Here is a 15,732-nt window from a genome sequence, read left to right on the forward strand (position 1 = left end):
CCGAACGCCGTTAGGATACTGTGCCCGAGTAAACCTAACGCTGTTTGGTTCAGGAGTGTCCTGTGGATTTCCAACTCTCGTCGGCGCACAGCGATCTGCGCGATCTCGCCCGTAGCTGGGTGGAGAAGGAGGTCGTACCGCATGCGACGCGGTGGGACCGTGAGGAATCGGTCGACCCGGCGATCGTGGGCAAGCTCGGGGCCATGGGGTTTCTCGGCATCGGGATCGACGAGGAATTCGGTGGTTCCGGCGGCGACATGCTCGCCTACTGCGTGCTGCTCGAGGAACTGGGTCGCGGTGACAGCGCGGTGCGCGGCATCGTGTCGGTCTCACTCGGCCTGGTCGCCAAGTCGATCGCGGCCTACGGCACCGAGGAGCAGAAGCGCCGGTTCCTGCCGTCGCTGTGCGAAGGTGAGCGACTCGGCTGTTTCGCGCTGACCGAGCCGGGCACCGGCTCCGACGCCGCGGGCCTGATCACCCGCGCCACCCGCGAGGGCGACGACTGGCTCCTCTCCGGGACGAAGATCTTCATCACCAACGGCACCTGGGCCGACATCGCCCTGGTGTTCGCCCGCACCGGCGGTCCCGGTCCGAAGGGCATCACCGCGTTCCTCGTGCACACCGACGCACCGGGTTTCGGCCGGACCGAAATCAAGGGCAAACTCGGGCTGCGTGGCCAGGCCACCGCCGAACTCGTGCTCGACGGCGTGCGCGTCTCCGACGCGAATCGGCTGGGCGAGCTCGGCCAGGGTTTCCGTATCGCGATGGGCGCGCTGGACAAGGGCCGCATCGGCGTCGCCGCCGGGTGCGTGGGTGTGGCGCGGGCCTGCCTGGAGGCGTCGGTGCGTTACGCCGGTGAACGCGAGCAGTTCGGCAAACCGATCGCGGGATATCAACTCGTGCAGGAACTGCTGGCCGATATCGCGGTGGAAACCGAAGCCGCGCGGCTGCTCGCCTGGCGCGCGGCCGACCTCGTCGACCGGGGTGAGCCGTTCGGAACCGCCGCGTCGATGGCGAAGCTGTTCGCCTCCGAAACCGCGGTGAAAGCCGCGAACAACGCCATCCAGGTGTTCGGCGGGTACGGCTACATCGACGAATACCCCGTCGCCAAGTATCTGCGCGACGCCCGCGTGCTCACCCTCTACGAGGGCACGACCCAGATCCAGAAACTGCTCATCGGCCGCGCCCTCACCGGCGTGAACGCCATTGTCTGACACAGGAGTACGACTCATGCCCGCCAGAACTGCCTTCGTGACCGGTGCCGCGCGCGGTATCGGCGCGGCGACCGCGGCGCGTCTCGCCGAGGACGGCTGCGCGGTGGCCGTCGTCGACCTCGACCCCGACGCCGCGGTGCTGGCCGCCGGAAAGATCAACGCCGCGGGTGGCACCGCGATCGGCATCGGCTGCGATGTGTCCGACGAAACCCAGGTCGACGACGCGGTGGCCCGCACCGTCGCCGACCTCGGATCCCTCGATGTGCTGGTGAACAACGCGGGAGTGCTGCGCGACAACTTGCTGTTCAAGATGTCGGTCGACGACTGGGACACCGTCCTGGCCGTGCACCTGCGCGGCGCGTTCCTGTGCAGCCGAGCCGCGCAGAAACACATGGTGCACAACAGAAGTGGGGCCATCGTCAACACCTCGAGTGTGTCGGCGCTCGGCAATCGCGGCCAGGCCAACTACGCCGCGGCCAAGGCGGGCATCCAGGGACTCACCCGGACGCTGGCGATGGAACTCGGCCCGTTCGGCATCCGCGTCAACGCGGTGGCGCCGGGCTTCATCGCCACCGAGATGACCGCGGCCACCGCCGAACGGATGGGTCTGAGCGCCGAGGACCTGCAGGCGAAGACCGCCGAAATCACCCCGTTGCGGCGCGTCGGCACCCCCGCCGACATCGCGAACGTGGTCGCGTTCCTTGCCTCCGACGACGCCGGATTCGTCACCGGGCAAACCCTGTACGTCGACGGCGGACGCCGTCTCTGAATCGCGGAGATCATCATGCAGCGAACAGTTTTCACCGACGAGCACGAAGCGTTCCGTAAAACGGTGCGCGCGTTCATCGAGTCGCGGGTCGTGCCCGTGTACGACCAGTGGTACGAGGCGGGCATCGTGCCGCGCGAGTTCTACCGCGAGCTGGCCGAGCTGGGTGTGTTCGGGATCGAAGTGCCCGAAGAATACGGTGGCGCCGGTATCGAATCATTCAAGTTCCAGGCCGTCCTGCTTGAGGAGACAGCCCGGGCGGGTGTGTCCTTCGGCGGGTCCGGTGTGCACGTGGGGCTGTGCCTGCCCTATCTGAAGAACCTCGCCACCGAGGAACAGAAGCAGCGCTGGCTGCCGGGATTCGTGTCGGGCGAGATCATGTTCGCCATCGCCATGACCGAACCGGGCACCGGCTCCGACCTCGCCGGTATGCGCACGACCGCCCAATTGTCCGAGGACGGCACGCATTACGTGCTCAACGGCGCGAAGACGTTCATCACCGGCGGAGTACACGCCGACCGCGTAATCGTCTGCGCGCGTACCGCCCCACCCTCGGACACCGATCGCAGACATGGAATCTCACTGTTCGCGGTCGACACGACCTCGCCGGGATACGCGGTCGGGCGCAAACTGGACAAGCTCGGGCTGAAGGTGTCCGACACGGCGGAACTGTCCTTCACCGATGTGCGGGTGCCGGTGTCGGATCTGCTGGGTGAGCCGCACCAGGGGTTCGGTTATCTGGGGCAGAACCTGCCCCAGGAACGGCTGTCGATCGCCCTCGGTGCCTACGCGCAGGCGAAGGCGGCGATCCGGTTCGCCCTCGAATACACCAGGGACCGCAAGGTTTTCGGTCAGCCGGTGGCGCAGTTCCAGAACACCAAGTTCGAGCTGGCCGCCTGCCAGGCCGAGGTCGACGCGGCCGAAGCGGTGGTCGACCGAGCCCTCGAAGCGCTCGACAGCGGCGAACTCACCCCCGCCGACGCCGCCTCGGCCAAGCTGTTCTGCACCGAGGTGGCCTCGCGAGTGATCGACCGCTGTCTGCAACTGCACGGAGGCTATGGCTACATCACCGAATACCCGGTGGCGCGTTTGTACGCCGACAACCGGGTGAACCGGATCTACGGCGGCACCAGCGAGGTGATGAAGATGATCATCGCCAAGAACATGGGTTTGTGATGGGCACCGCGTACCTGGTCGACGGTGTGCGAACTCCCTTCGGCCGTTACGGTGGCGCACTGGCCGAGGTGCGGCCCGACGACCTTGCCGCCCACGTGATTTCCGCGCTGATGCAACGGTTTCCGGCGGTGGACTGGGCGGCTGTCGACGATGTGGTGTTCGGGTGCGCCAATCAGGCGGGTGAGGACAACCGCAACGTCGCGCGAATGGCGGCGTTGCTGGCCGGTCTGCCGGTCGGCGTGCCGGGCGTCACCGTGAACCGTTTGTGCGCCTCGGGGCTGGACGCGGTGGGGAACGCGGCGCGGGCGATCCGGGCGGGTGATGCCGATCTCGTGATCGCCGGCGGCGTCGAGTCGATGACGCGGGCGCCCTACGTGTTGCCCAAAAGTGCCGCGCCCTGGGATCGTTCGGCCCAGCTGGCCGACACCACCCTCGGCTGGCGACTGGTGAATCCGCGCCTGCACGAGCGATACGGCACCGACACCATGCCCGAGACGGCCCAGCACATCGCCGACGAGCACGGCGTTTCCCGCGCCGACCAGGACGCCTTCGCGCTGCGCTCGCAGCAGCGGGCGGCGGCCGCGATCGCGCGCGGGCGCCTCGCACGCGAGATCACACCGGTTCCGGTCGCGCGGCGGCGTGGCGAACCGGTCGTCGTCGAGCGCGACGAGCATCCGCGCGAGACCAGCGCCGAGAAGCTCGCCGCCCTGCCGCCGGTGGTGGCGGGCGGCTCCATCACCGCGGGCAACTCCTCGGGCATCAACGACGGTGCCGCGGCGGTCCTGCTCGCCTCCGAGACAGCCGTGGATCGCTTCGGCCTCGCCCCGCTGGCCCGGGTCGGCGCGGTGACGGCGGCGGGGGTGCCGCCGCGCACGATGGGCATCGGCCCGGTTCCGGCGGTCGGCAAGCTACTCGCGAGAACGGGTCTCGGCATCGGCGACGTCGACGTGTTCGAGCTCAACGAGGCCTTCGCCGCCCAGGCGCTCGCGGTGACGCGGGCACTCGGTCTGCCCGACGACGCCGAGCACATCAACCCGAACGGCGGCGCCATCGCCCTCGGCCATCCGCTCGGGGCCAGCGGCGCCCGGCTGGCCCTCACCGCGGCGCTCGAACTGGCCGAACGCGACGCGCAGCACGCGATCGCCACCCTGTGCGTCGGCGTGGGCCAAGGTCTGGCCGTCCACCTGCACCGGTGACCGGCCCGCACAACCGCCGATCGTGTCGCCGTCCGAGGGCGCCCGCGACACACCCGCACCCGGACGAAAGGTTCGCATCCCGGCCGCCACGCGCAGCAGCCCGACCCGCGCGGCACCGGCAGCCTGCGCGGCCTCGATATCGGCCACCGTCGTGTCACCCGACGGCACCACCCGTCCCCACCCGCAATCCGTGACGATCCCGACCCGGTCGGAGTCGATCTCGCCCATCACCGCAACGATGTCCGCTCGCACCAGCGGACTCGGACAACACCTCGCCGACGCCGTCGAACCCAGGAGCACCCGTGAACGCCACCCTCTCCCTGGCGAGCATCCTCGCCGAACCCGCCCGCCGCCGCCCCGAGCACCTCGCCCTGATCGAGGGCGAACACCGCATCACGTTCGCCGATCTGTGGCGGCAAGCCCGCGCGCAGGCCGCCGCGCTGATCGCACGCGGCGTGAAACCCGGTGACCGGGTGGCGCTGCTGTGCCCGAACACCGTCGACTTCCCGCGTGCCTACTTCGCTGTGTTGGCCGCAGGAGCGACGGTGGTGCCGGTGCATCTGCTGCTCACCGCGCCGGAGATGGAATACGTCCTGCGCGACAGCGGCGCCCGCCTGCTGATCTGTCACCCGATGGTGGCACAGACCGGTGGCGAGGCCGCCCGAGCCGCCGGAATCGAGATGGTGGCGCCGGAAGACCTTGCCGGCGAGCCGATCCCGACCTTCGTCTCCCGCAGCCCACTCGACACGGCCGTGGTGTTCTACACCAGCGGCACCACCGGCACCCCCAAGGGCGCCGAACTGAGCCATCTCAACATGGTGATGTGCGCGACGGTGAACACCTTCGACGCCAACGAGATCCACCGCGACGACATCGCCCTCGGCGCCTTGCCGCTGTTCCATGTGTTCGGGCAGACCGTGTCGATGAACTCGCACTGGCGCGTCGGCGGCACCCTGGTGCTGATGCCGAGATTCGACGCCGCGCAGGCGATCGCGTTGATGACGGCCGAACGGGTCGACCTCTTCCACGGGGTGCCGACCATGTACCTGTCGCTGATCGAAGCCGCCGCGACCGCGACCGGGCTCCCGGCGCTGAAGCTCTGTGTCAGCGGCGGTGCCGCACTGCCGGTGTCCGTGCTCGAGGAGTTCGAACGGCTCTTCCGGGCACCCGTGCTCGAAGGGTACGGCCTGTCGGAGACCTCGCCCACGGCTGCGGTGAATCAGCCGGTGTACGGAACCGAGGCAGGCACCGTCGGGCACCCGGTATGGGGTGTCGACGTGGAGATCGCCGACCCGGACATCGCCGACCGCATCGAGCTGCTGCCGGTCGGCGAGGTCGGGGAAGTGGTCGTGCGCGGACACAACGTGTTCAGCGGCTACACCGGCAGGCCGGAGGCGACCGCCGCCGCCGTGATCGACGGCTGGTTCCGCACCGGCGACCTCGGCACCCGCGACGAGACCGGCCGGATCCGCATCGTCGACCGGATCAAGGAGATGATCCTGCGTGGTGGCTTCAACGTGTACCCGACAGAGGTCGAGGCGGCGCTGATGCGGCATCCACGCATCGCCCAGGTGGCGGTCATCGGGGTGCCCGACGAGCACTACGGCGAGGAGATCGTCGCCGTGGTCGTGCCCGACGGCGAGGTGAGCGAGCAGGAGGTGATCGAATTCGCCAGATCCCGGGTCGCCAAGTACAAATACCCGCGTCGCGTCGAGTTCGTCACCGAACTCCCGCTCGGGCCCACGCACAAAGTGCTCAAGCGGGAATTGCGACAGCGTTTCGGCTCCGGGGAATGATCGATGTCGTGGCGAGAAGCCGCTCGTCGTGCCACGCTCGGAGGACAGGTACTTCTCGCCATCGATGCAGGAGGTATGGATGAAGCTGGCCGCCGTCACGATCGACTGTCCCGACCCGGATGCGCTCGCCGAGTTCTACGCGCGGGCCACCGGCTTCGAGCGCAGCCCCGACTCCGATCCCCAGTACATCGAGCTGACCGGCCCGAACGGAGTGTCACTCGGCTTCGAGCGCGTCGCCGACTACCGCCCACCACAGTGGCCGGGACAGCAGACACCGCAGCAGTGCCACCTCGATTTCGCGGTCCCGAACCTAGACGAAGGTGAAGCCCGGCTGCTGACGCTCGGCGCCACCAAAGCCGAGGTGCAACCGGAACCAGATCGGTGGCGTGTCCTCATCGATCCGGCGGGGCACCCGTTCTGCTTGGTGATCGACGGCGCCTGAGGCGGGTCGACGGCAATCGTGCGCCGACGCGCGAGCCGACGCCCTCGACCATTACCCTCTATCGAGTGGCGATATCCAAGGTCGAGCGGCTGATGAATCTGGTCATCGCGCTGTTGTCGACCCGGCAGTTCCTGAGCGCGGAACGTATCCGTGACAGCGTGGCAGGTTACGAGGAGTCCGCGACCGACGAGGCGTTCAGCCGGATGTTCGAGCGCGACAAGAACGAACTCCGCGACCTCGGCATCCCGCTGGAAGTAGGTCCGGTCGGTCGCTTCTCGACGCTGGAGGGCTACCGGATCAATCGCGACGCCTACGAACTGCCCGATATCGACCTGTCCAGCGAGGAAGCGGCCGCCGTCGCGGTCGCCGTGCAGATGTGGGCGTCGCCGGAACTGGCCGGTGCCGCCGAAGGCGCTTTGCTTAAGCTGCGGGCGGCCGGCGTCACCGTGGAGACCGACAACGTGGGCGTTTCGGTGCCCGCGGTGCCCGCCCGCACCCGTGGTTCCGAACCGGTGCTGCGCGAACTGCTCGCCGCCATCGACGCGGGGCAGGCGGTGCGGTTCGGGCACCACAGCGCCGTCACCGACCCGTTCGTCACCCGAGATGTCGAACCGTGGGGTGTCGTCACCCGCCACGGTCGCTGGTACCTGGTCGGCCACGACCGGGAGCGCGACGCGGTGCGCACCTTCCGGCTCTCGCGGATCGGGGGCGAGGTGAAGGCGTACGGGCCGGTCAACGCGGTACACAAACCGGCCGACGCCGACCTGCGCGCCATCGTCGACCGGGTCACCGGCGACGCGCCCGTCACCGGGACGGCCACCGTGTGGGTCGCCAAGGGCCGCGGCCGCGAACTGCGCCGCATCGGCACCGAAGTCGACACCCGTGACCTCGGCGGTCGCCCGGGCTCGGTGCTCGAGGTCCCGGTGCGCTCACGCGACTGGGTGGCCCGGCTCATCACCGGCCTCGGCCCCGATGTGCTGGTGCTCGATCCACCGGAATTGCGCGCCGACGTGATGAACCGGCTACGGTCGGTACTGGACCACACGGAGGTGACATCGTGAGTTCGCGCCTGTCCCTACGACTTTCACGCCTGCTGAACATGGTGCCCTACCTGCTCGCGCACCCCGGCATCAGCGCCGCCGAGGCCGCGGCCGAGCTGGGCGTCACCACCAAGCAGCTGATGAGCGACCTCAACCAGCTGTGGATGTGCGGGCTACCGGGCTACGGCCCCGGCGACCTCATCGACCTGTCGTTCTCCGAGGAGAGCATCGAGGTCACCTTCTCGGCCGGCATCGAACGCCCGCTGCGCCTGACCTCCACCGAGGCCACCGCGCTGCTGGTGGCGCTGCGCTCGATCGTCGAGATGCCGGGCATGGTCGACCCGACCGCCGCGCACGCCGCGATCGCCAAGATCGAATCCGCCATCGCGGGCGGCGATGTCAGTCGCCCGCCCGCGCAGGTGCCCGTCGAACGCCCGGTGGTGGCCACCGTGCGCGCCGCCCTCGCCGACGCGCACGCACTGCGCCTGGTCTACTACTCGGCCAGCCGCGACGAGGTCTCCGAACGCGTCGTCGACCCGATCAGGGTGGTGCTGGTCGACAACAACAGCTACCTGCAGGCCTGGTGCCGCCAGGCCGAAGGCGTGCGGCTGTTCCGGTTCGACCGCATCGAGGACGCCACCGAACTCGACGAACCGGCCCGTCCACCGAGTCACGCCGCCGCCGACGCCGCCGCGCTCGACCTTTTCCAGGACGACCCCGACGTTCCGCTGGCCCGCTTACGCATCCGCGCGGACTACGGCTGGGTGCTCGACCAGTACCCGATGCACCGCATCCGGTCGCGCCCCGACGGCAGCATCGAAGCGGGCATGCGCTTCGCCTCGGCCGACTGGATGGCCCGGCTGCTGCTAGGGTTCGGCACCGGCGTGAGTGCGCTCGGGCCGCCCGAACTGGTCTCGGCGGTGCGTGAGCGCGCCGATGCCGCCCTGGCCGCCTACGCGGCGGCCGGACTGCTGGGGGAGACCGAACCCGCGTGAGTCAGCGAGTCCTCGTCCTCGGCGCGGGTAGCGTCGGGGTTTTCGTCGGTGGTCAGCTGGCCGCGGCGGGTATGGAAGTCATCTTCGTCGGACGTCAGCGGGTCCTCGACGACATCGCCGAACACGGTCTGCGCCTGACCGACCTCGACGGCGGTGCCACCGAAGTCGGCCCCGACCGGTTCGGGCTTGCGCTCGCCCCCGACGAACCCGAACGCGCCGACCTCGTCCTGGTCACCGTGAAATCCGCCGACACCGCCACCGCCGCGCGCGCCGTCGCGGGGCGATTACGCCCGGGCACCCCGGTGGTGAGTCTGCAGAACGGCATCGGCAACGACACCGTCATCCGCGAGATCCTGCCGACCAGTGTGGTCCTGGCGGGCATGGTGATGTTCAACGTGGTGCATCGGGGCGAGGGCCGGTTCCACCGGGCCAGCGACGGTGTCCTCGCCATCCAGGACGACCCGGTCGTCGACCGGTTCGCCGACCGTTTCCGCGAGGCGGGCCTGCCGCTGCGCCGCCACCGCGACCTGCGGCCCGTCCAGTGGGCCAAACTCCTGCTCAACCTCAACAACCCGATCAACGCGCTGTCGGGCAGACCGCTGCGCGAGGAACTGGCCGACCGCGACTACCGGCGCTGCCTCGCCCTCACCCAGTCCGAAGCCCTCGCGGTGATGAACACTGCGCGAATTCGGCCCGCTCAGCTCACCCCGGTGCCACCGGAACTGATGGTGCATCTGCTGCGCGTCCCCGACTCGCTGTTCCGGCGCGTGTTCGGCCGGGTCCTCGCCATCGACCCGGTGGCGCGGTCATCGATGGCCGACGACCTGGCCCGTGGCAAACGCACCGAAATCGCTTGGCTGTGTGGGGAAATCGTGCGCCTCGGGGAAATGGTCGGGCGGCCGACACCGGTCAACCGCAGACTCGTCGAACTGATCCGGGCCGCCGAATCCGGCGACGAACGACGCTTCAGCGGCAGCCGACTGTTCGCCGAACTGACCGCCGCCGCACGCGCCGTCGCCCGTTGAACGGGTGGCGAACACCTCCACGGGCGCGGGTCCACGAAACTGCGCGCACAGGTAGCATCGGTAATCACCACAGTCTTTGGAGGTAACTCATCATGGGAACGTTCAGCTGGTCGCACCTGCTGATCATCGCGCTGCTGTTCGTCCTGCTCTTCGGTGCGAAGCGGCTGCCGGACGCGGCGCGCGGTCTCGGCCGGTCGCTGCGGATCTTCAAGAGCGAGGTCGGGCAGATGCAGGCCGAGTCCTCGGCCACCACCACCGCGCCCACCGACGCGGCGCCACAGCAGCAGCTGCCCGCCTCGGCTCCGCAGGTCCAGGCCACCCCGGTCGCGCAGCCGCAGCACAAGACGCTCTGACCCACGCATTCACCCCGGGGCGGTAGCGGCCGCTCCGGGGCGCCGTGCTGTTTGCCGAGCATCCGCCGAACCGAGGGTTAGAGGCCACACCAACCATGCGCATCCCGTTCGATCCACGGCGCAGCAAGCGCAGGACGAATCCCGACGGCACCATGTCGTTGGTCGAGCACCTGCAGGAACTGCGCACCCGGTTGCTGCTCGCCCTCGCCGCCATCGCGGTCACCACCCTGCTCGGCTTCTTCTGGTACGCCACCCCGCTGTTCGGGCTCGACAGCCTCGGCGAGATCCTGCGCGGCCCCTACTGTGAGCTGCCCGCCTCCGCCCGCGCCACCCTGACGCCCGACGGCGCCTGCCGACTGCTCGCGACCGGCCCGTTCGAACAGTTCATGCTCCGCCTGAAGGTCGGTTTCACCGCCGGTGTGGTGCTGGCCGCGCCGTTCTGGCTGTATCAGCTGTGGGCGTTCATCACCCCCGGCCTCTACGCCAAGGAACGCCGGTACGCCTTCGGGTTCGTCGGGGCCGGTTCCGTCCTTTTCGTCACCGGCGCCGTGCTCGCCTACGTCGTCGTGTCGCACGCCCTGTCGTTCCTGCTCACCATCGGTGACAACGTGCAGATCACCGCGCTCAGCGGTACGCAGTACTTCGGGTTCATCATCCAGCTGCTCATCATCTTCGGTGTCAGCTTCGAGACGCCGCTGATCGTCATCGGGCTCAACCTCGTCGGCGTGCTGCCGTACGTGAAGCTCAAGGCGTGGCGCCGCGGCATCGTGTTCGGCCTGTTCGTCTTCGCCGCGATCGTCACCCCGCAGGACCCGTTCTCGATGCTCGCGCTCGCGCTGGCACTGACCGTGCTGTTCGAGCTGGCGGTGCAGTTCGCCCGGTTCAACGACGCGCGCCGGGCCAGGCGTGCGGCCGCGGACGGCCTGGCCGGGCTTTCCGACGACGAGGCCTCGCCGCTGGGCACCCCCGATCCGGTCGCCCCGAGCGGACCCGTCGAGGACGCACGGAAAACAGAGCGACCGGTGTCGGACTACTCCGATACGCTCTGAGATGTGACCGATTCTCCCGCGCGGACCAGCGAGTTGGCGCAGTTCGCCAGCGAAATCTCGTTCGACCTCGACCCTTTCCAGCGCACCGCGTGCGAGGCCTTGGAAGAGGGGCACAGCGTGCTGGTCTGCGCGCCCACCGGTGCGGGTAAGACCATCGTCGGCGAGTTCGCCGTGCATCTGGCGCTCGCCTCGGGCGGCAAGTGCTTCTACACCACGCCGATCAAGGCGCTGTCGAACCAGAAGTTCGCCGACCTCACCGCCCGCTACGGTCGCGACAGCGTCGGCCTGCTCACCGGCGACCAGTCCATCAACCCCGACGCGCCCGTGGTCGTGATGACCACCGAGGTGCTGCGCAACATGCTCTACGCCTCCTCCGACGCGTTGCGCGGGCTGTCGTATGTCGTCATGGACGAGGTGCACTACCTGGCCGACCGATTCCGCGGCGCGGTGTGGGAGGAGGTGATCCTGCATCTGTCGCCGGATGTGCGCCTGGTGAGCCTGTCGGCGACGGTGTCGAACGCCGAGGAGTTCGGCGCGTGGATGGAGACCGTGCGCGGCGACACCGCGGTGGTGGTCGACGAGACGCGGCCGGTGCCGCTGTGGCAGCACGTGATGGTCGGCAAGCGGATGTTCGACCTGTTCGACACGAAATCCAGCGATCAGAAGGTCGTCGTCGACGAAGACCTGGTCCGGTTCATCCGGCAGCGCGAGGCCAGTGACCGCATGCACGGGTACGGCGGTCCGCGCGGCCGCGGCGCCCGGGGCAATTTCCGGCCGTTGCCGCGCCCGGAGGTGCTGGCCCGCCTCGACGAGGAAGGCCTGCTGCCCGCCATCACCTTCATCTTCAGCCGCGCGGGCTGTGACGGCGCGCTGGCCCAGTGTCTGCGTGCGCGTCTGGACCTGAGCAGGCCGGGCGACGCCGAGGTCGTCGACGAGATCATCGAGAAGCACACCGGCGACCTGCCGAAGGCCGATCTGGAGGTGCTCGGATACTGGGAATGGCGCGAGGCGCTGCAGCGCGGGCTCGCCGCCCACCACGCGGGCATGCTGCCCGCCTTCCGGCACACGGTGGAGGAACTGTTCGTCAAGGGCCTCGTGCGGGCCGTGTTCGCCACCGAGACCCTTGCCCTCGGTATCAATATGCCCGCCCGCACGGTGGTGCTCGAGCGCCTGGTGAAGTTCAACGGCGAGACGCACGCCGAACTCACCCCCGGCGAGTACACCCAGCTCACCGGTCGCGCGGGCAGGCGCGGGATCGATGTCGAAGGCCACGCCGTGGTGCTGTGGCAACCCGAGGTCGACACCAGCGCGGTCGCCGGTCTGGCCTCCACCCGCACCTACCCGCTGCGCAGTTCCTTCCGGCCCGGCTACAACATGTCGATCAACCTGATCGACCGGATGGGTGCCCAAGACGCCCGCAACCTGCTGGAACGGTCCTTCGCCCAGTTCCAGGCCGACCGCTCGGTGGTCGGGCTGGTGCGCGGTATCGAGAAGAACCAGGGCGCGTTGCGCAAGCTGGAGAGCCAGCTCGGCGGCGTCGACGGTGACTTCATGGAGTACCTGTCGCTGCGTGACCGGATCAAGCAGCGCGAGCGCGACATCCAGCAGCAGGGCCGGGCCGACCGGCGCGGCGCCGCCGTGCGTGCGCTGATCGAATTGCGGCGCGGCGATGTGGTCGCGATCCCGTCGGGCAAGCGTGCGGGGCTCGCGGTGATCCTGGAACCCGATCAGACCCCCGGCGACCCGCGTCCCCTCGTGTTGACCGAAGACCATTGGGCCGGAAGGATTTCCGCCGCGGACTTCCCCGTCCCCGCCGAGCCCCTCGGACACATGCGGTTGCCGCGCCGGGTAGACCACCGCACCGCCCGCATCCGCCGCGACCTCGCCTCGGCGCTGCGCGGAACCGGCATCTCGGCGCCCGGCCGTGGCAGGCGCAGGCGCAACGACCACACCCGCGCGGGCGAGGACCGTCAGCTGGCCACCCTGCGCCGCAGCCTGCGCGCCCACCCGGCACACAGCAGGCCCGACCGCGAACAGCTCAGCCGCATCGGCGAGCGCTACGCGCGACTGGCCCGCGAGACCGAGTCGATGCGCCAGAAGGTTGCCGCGACGACGAATTCCCTCGCGCGCACCTTCGACCGCATCGTCGGCCTGCTCGAGGAACGCGGTTTCGTCGAGCACGGTGAAGTGACGCCCGACGGCAGGCGGCTGGCCCGTATTTACGCCGAAAGCGACCTGGTCGTCGCGGAATGCCTGCGGCAGGGACTGTGGCGCGGGCTCGGTCCCGCCGAGCTCGCCGGAGTGGTGTCCGCGCTGGTGTACGAATCGCGGCAGGAGTCCGGCTTGCTCACCGCGCACGGCCCGACCGATCCCATCCGGCGCGCGGTCGCCGCGACCATCGAGGTGTGGGGGCAAGTGCGCGCCGACGAGGCGAGGCACAAGCTGCCGCCCACCCGCGAACCCGATCTGGGATTCGTCAACGGGGTGTACAAGTGGGCGCGCGGTGACGCGTTGGCCGAGGCGTTGCTGGCCAGCGGCGATCAGAGCAGCGTGATGTCGGCGGGCGACTTCGTGCGCTGGTGCAGGCAGGTGATCGACCTGCTCGACCAGATCCACAACACCGCGGACGATATCGAGATCGCGAGTACCGCGGCCAAGGCCGTGCGTGCCGTCCGACGGGGTGTCGTCGCGGTGGACGCCGCGTAGATGTTTCGTCTGTGATTTGATTTCCTGGCGTAGCCGGCCTGGCGCGGGGGGCTACCGTGTGTACAACTATGCGAGTGGAGGCGAGTGGATGAGCGGCCCGTACGGACCGAACGGCCCAGGGGAGGGGAGCAACGATCCCACCCAGCACTGGGGGGGTCAGCAGGGGGCCGGTGGCGCCGGTCCTACCCAGCACTGGGGTGGCGCGGCACAGCCGCCGCAGCAGCCGCCCCAGGGCGCCCAGCCGACCCAGCAGTGGGGTGACCCCAACGCCGGACAGCAACCGCAGCAGCCGTGGGGTCAGCCCCAGCAGCCGCAGCAATCTCAGCAGCAGCCCCAGCAGCAGTGGGGCCAGCCGCAGCAGCCCCAGCAGCCGCAGCAGTGGGGCCAGCCGCAGCCGCAGCAGCCGACCGGTCCGCAGCAGCAGTGGGGTCAGACCCAGCCGCCGCCGCAGGACTGGAACGCGCAGCAGCCCGCAGGCGCCCAGCAGTGGGGTCAGCAGCCGCAGCAGCAGTGGGGTCAGCAGCCCCAGCAGTCCCAGCAAGGTCCCGGGGGCAAGGGTAAGAGCAAGGGCCTGATCATCGGCCTCGTCGTGGCCGGCGTGCTGGTGATCGCCGCCGTGATCGGCCTGCTGCTCGTCGTGTTCTCGTCCGACGAGCTCGACCAGTCGGCGGTGCAGGACGGTGTCTCCTCGGTGCTCACCGGCTCCTACGGCATCGCGGACGTCTCCGATGTGTCGTGCCCGTCGGGTCAGAAGGTCGAGGTCGACGCGACCTTCACCTGCGACCTGAAGGTCAGCGGTGAGGACAAGAAGGTCACCGTGAAGATCACGAAGGAAGACGGTACCTACGAGGTCGGCCGCCCCAACTAGGCTGTCGTACTGCGGTTTTCAGCCTACCGCCAGGTGGTTTCCGGGCCGCCCGCTCTGTTTGCGGGCGGCCCGGCGTCGTTCACGCGGTGTGCGCGGCGGCCAGCGCCGTGATCAGCCGGGTGATCGGGCTCTCGGCGTTGTAGGCGGCCGCGAGTTCGCGCAGCCGCTCCGGGTCGGCGGGTGCCGCGGGCAGGGTATCGGGGCCCGACAGTTCCACATCGGCATCGCAGACCACCCGGACCACCGGTGCGGCGGCCTTCAGATAGTCCTGTGCGGCAACGAGTTTGGCCCGCACGCCCTTGGCGAGATCGGATGCGGGATCGTCCACGGCGGCCATCAGGGCGTCGAGGGAGCCGAACCGGGAGATGAGCTGGGCGGCGGATTTGTCGCCGATGCCCGCCACGCCGGGCAACCCGTCGGAGGCGTCGCCACGCAAAGTGGCCATATCGGCGTACGCGGGCCCCGCGTTCACCACGGGCACACCGTATTTCGCGGACACCTCGGCGGGCCCGTACAGCTCGGCCTTGGCCAGGCCACGGCCCGCGTAGAGCACCCGCACCGGCGGTGCCGGGTCGTCGCGGACCAGTTGCAGCAGGTCGCGGTCGCCGCTGACGACGACCACGGAATCGGTGCGCTCGCGATGGGCCAGAGTGCCGAGAACGTCGTCGGCTTCGAGCCCCTCGGCGCCGCCGGTGGCGATCCCGGCCGCGGCGAGCACGTCCAGGATCATCGGCACCTGCGGGGTGAGGGTGTCGGGGACTTCTTCGGCGCCGGGCGCGGCCGTGCTGCTGGTGTCGAGGCGGTGCGCCTTGTACGACGGCACGAGCGCCACCCGGAACGGCGGGCGCCAGTCCAGGTCCAGCCCGACGACGAGCCTGCTCGGCCGGTGTTTGGTGATCAGCGAGGCGACCATGTCGGTGAAGCCGCGCACCGCGTTCACCGAGCGGCCGTCGACGCCGCGCAGTTTGTCGGGGATCGCGTAGTAGGCGCGGAACCACAGGCTGGCGCCGTCCAGGATCAACAGGGGTCCACGGGTGCTCTCGGCAACGGTCACCCGGTGATTGTGCCCTGTGGCTCCGACAGGTGAGCGGGATCGTCGCCGCGTC

14 protein-coding genes are annotated in these 15,732 nt (G+C 69.5%); 13 read left to right on the forward strand and 1 reads right to left on the reverse strand.

Annotated elements, in window-relative coordinates; all coding sequences use genetic code 11:
* Window positions 1–62: 62 nt before the first annotated feature.
* The 13 genes from LDL21_RS27685 (at window position 63) to LDL21_RS27745 (ending at window position 14,626) form a co-directional block, all read left to right on the forward strand.
* Window positions 63–1,214 (forward strand): acyl-CoA dehydrogenase family protein, encoded by a 1,152-nt coding sequence (locus LDL21_RS27685; protein WP_225282384.1) that lies wholly within the window; start codon window positions 63–65, stop codon window positions 1,212–1,214.
* A gap of 16 nt (window positions 1,215–1,230) precedes the next feature.
* A complete protein-coding gene (gene fabG, locus LDL21_RS27690) occupies window positions 1,231–1,983 on the forward strand; it encodes a 3-oxoacyl-ACP reductase FabG (RefSeq protein WP_225282385.1) in 753 nt (250 codons plus the stop codon).
* 15 nt (window positions 1,984–1,998) lie between these two features.
* Window positions 1,999–3,156, forward strand: coding sequence for an acyl-CoA dehydrogenase family protein (locus LDL21_RS27695; protein WP_225282386.1), 1,158 nt, complete (start codon window positions 1,999–2,001; stop codon window positions 3,154–3,156).
* Window positions 3,156–4,352 (forward strand): 3-oxoadipyl-CoA thiolase, encoded by a 1,197-nt coding sequence (gene pcaF, locus LDL21_RS27700; RefSeq protein WP_225282455.1) that lies wholly within the window; start codon window positions 3,156–3,158, stop codon window positions 4,350–4,352. Before LDL21_RS27695 ends, pcaF begins: the two co-directional genes overlap by 1 nt.
* A 302-nt stretch (window positions 4,353–4,654) precedes the next feature.
* Window positions 4,655–6,148, forward strand: coding sequence for a long-chain-fatty-acid--CoA ligase (locus LDL21_RS27705; protein ID WP_225282387.1), 1,494 nt, complete (start codon window positions 4,655–4,657; stop codon window positions 6,146–6,148).
* 79 nt (window positions 6,149–6,227) lie between these two features.
* On the forward strand, window positions 6,228–6,590 hold the full coding sequence (locus LDL21_RS27710; RefSeq protein ID WP_225282388.1) for a VOC family protein: 363 nt from the start codon (window positions 6,228–6,230) through the stop codon (window positions 6,588–6,590).
* 65 nt (window positions 6,591–6,655) lie between these two features.
* Window positions 6,656–7,651, forward strand: coding sequence for a helix-turn-helix transcriptional regulator (locus LDL21_RS27715; RefSeq protein WP_084456314.1), 996 nt, complete (start codon window positions 6,656–6,658; stop codon window positions 7,649–7,651).
* Complete coding sequence (locus LDL21_RS27720; protein WP_225282389.1) at window positions 7,648–8,625, forward strand: helix-turn-helix transcriptional regulator; 978 nt, start codon at window positions 7,648–7,650, stop codon at window positions 8,623–8,625. Before LDL21_RS27715 ends, LDL21_RS27720 begins: the two co-directional genes overlap by 4 nt.
* A complete protein-coding gene (locus LDL21_RS27725) occupies window positions 8,622–9,650 on the forward strand; it encodes a 2-dehydropantoate 2-reductase (protein ID WP_181696417.1) in 1,029 nt (342 codons plus the stop codon). The genes LDL21_RS27720 and LDL21_RS27725 overlap by 4 nt, the downstream gene beginning before the upstream one ends.
* A gap of 92 nt (window positions 9,651–9,742) precedes the next feature.
* Window positions 9,743–10,003 carry a Sec-independent protein translocase subunit TatA gene (gene tatA, locus LDL21_RS27730; protein ID WP_225282390.1) on the forward strand — a complete coding sequence of 87 codons (261 nt, stop codon included), beginning with the start codon at window positions 9,743–9,745 and terminating at the stop codon, window positions 10,001–10,003.
* A 95-nt stretch (window positions 10,004–10,098) separates the two neighbouring features.
* Window positions 10,099–11,052 (forward strand): twin-arginine translocase subunit TatC, encoded by a 954-nt coding sequence (tatC, locus tag LDL21_RS27735; RefSeq protein WP_181696416.1) that lies wholly within the window; start codon window positions 10,099–10,101, stop codon window positions 11,050–11,052.
* Window positions 11,053–11,055: 3 nt separating this feature from the next.
* Window positions 11,056–13,758, forward strand: a complete 2,703-nt coding sequence (locus tag LDL21_RS27740; protein ID WP_181696415.1) for a DEAD/DEAH box helicase — start codon at window positions 11,056–11,058, stop codon at window positions 13,756–13,758.
* Window positions 13,759–13,846: 88 nt separating this feature from the next.
* On the forward strand, window positions 13,847–14,626 hold the full coding sequence (locus LDL21_RS27745; RefSeq protein ID WP_225282391.1) for a DUF4333 domain-containing protein: 780 nt from the start codon (window positions 13,847–13,849) through the stop codon (window positions 14,624–14,626).
* A 79-nt stretch (window positions 14,627–14,705) separates the two neighbouring features.
* On the opposite strand, the gene LDL21_RS27750 is transcribed toward LDL21_RS27745, so the two are convergent.
* Window positions 14,706–15,680, reverse strand: a complete 975-nt coding sequence (locus LDL21_RS27750; RefSeq protein ID WP_225282392.1) for a 5'-3' exonuclease — start codon at window positions 15,678–15,680, stop codon at window positions 14,706–14,708.
* Window positions 15,681–15,732: the final 52 nt, after the last annotated feature.

It is taken from the genome of Nocardia rosealba (assembly GCF_020216065.1).
In the GTDB taxonomy this organism is placed as follows: Bacteria; Actinomycetota; Actinomycetes; order Mycobacteriales; family Mycobacteriaceae; genus Nocardia; species Nocardia rosealba.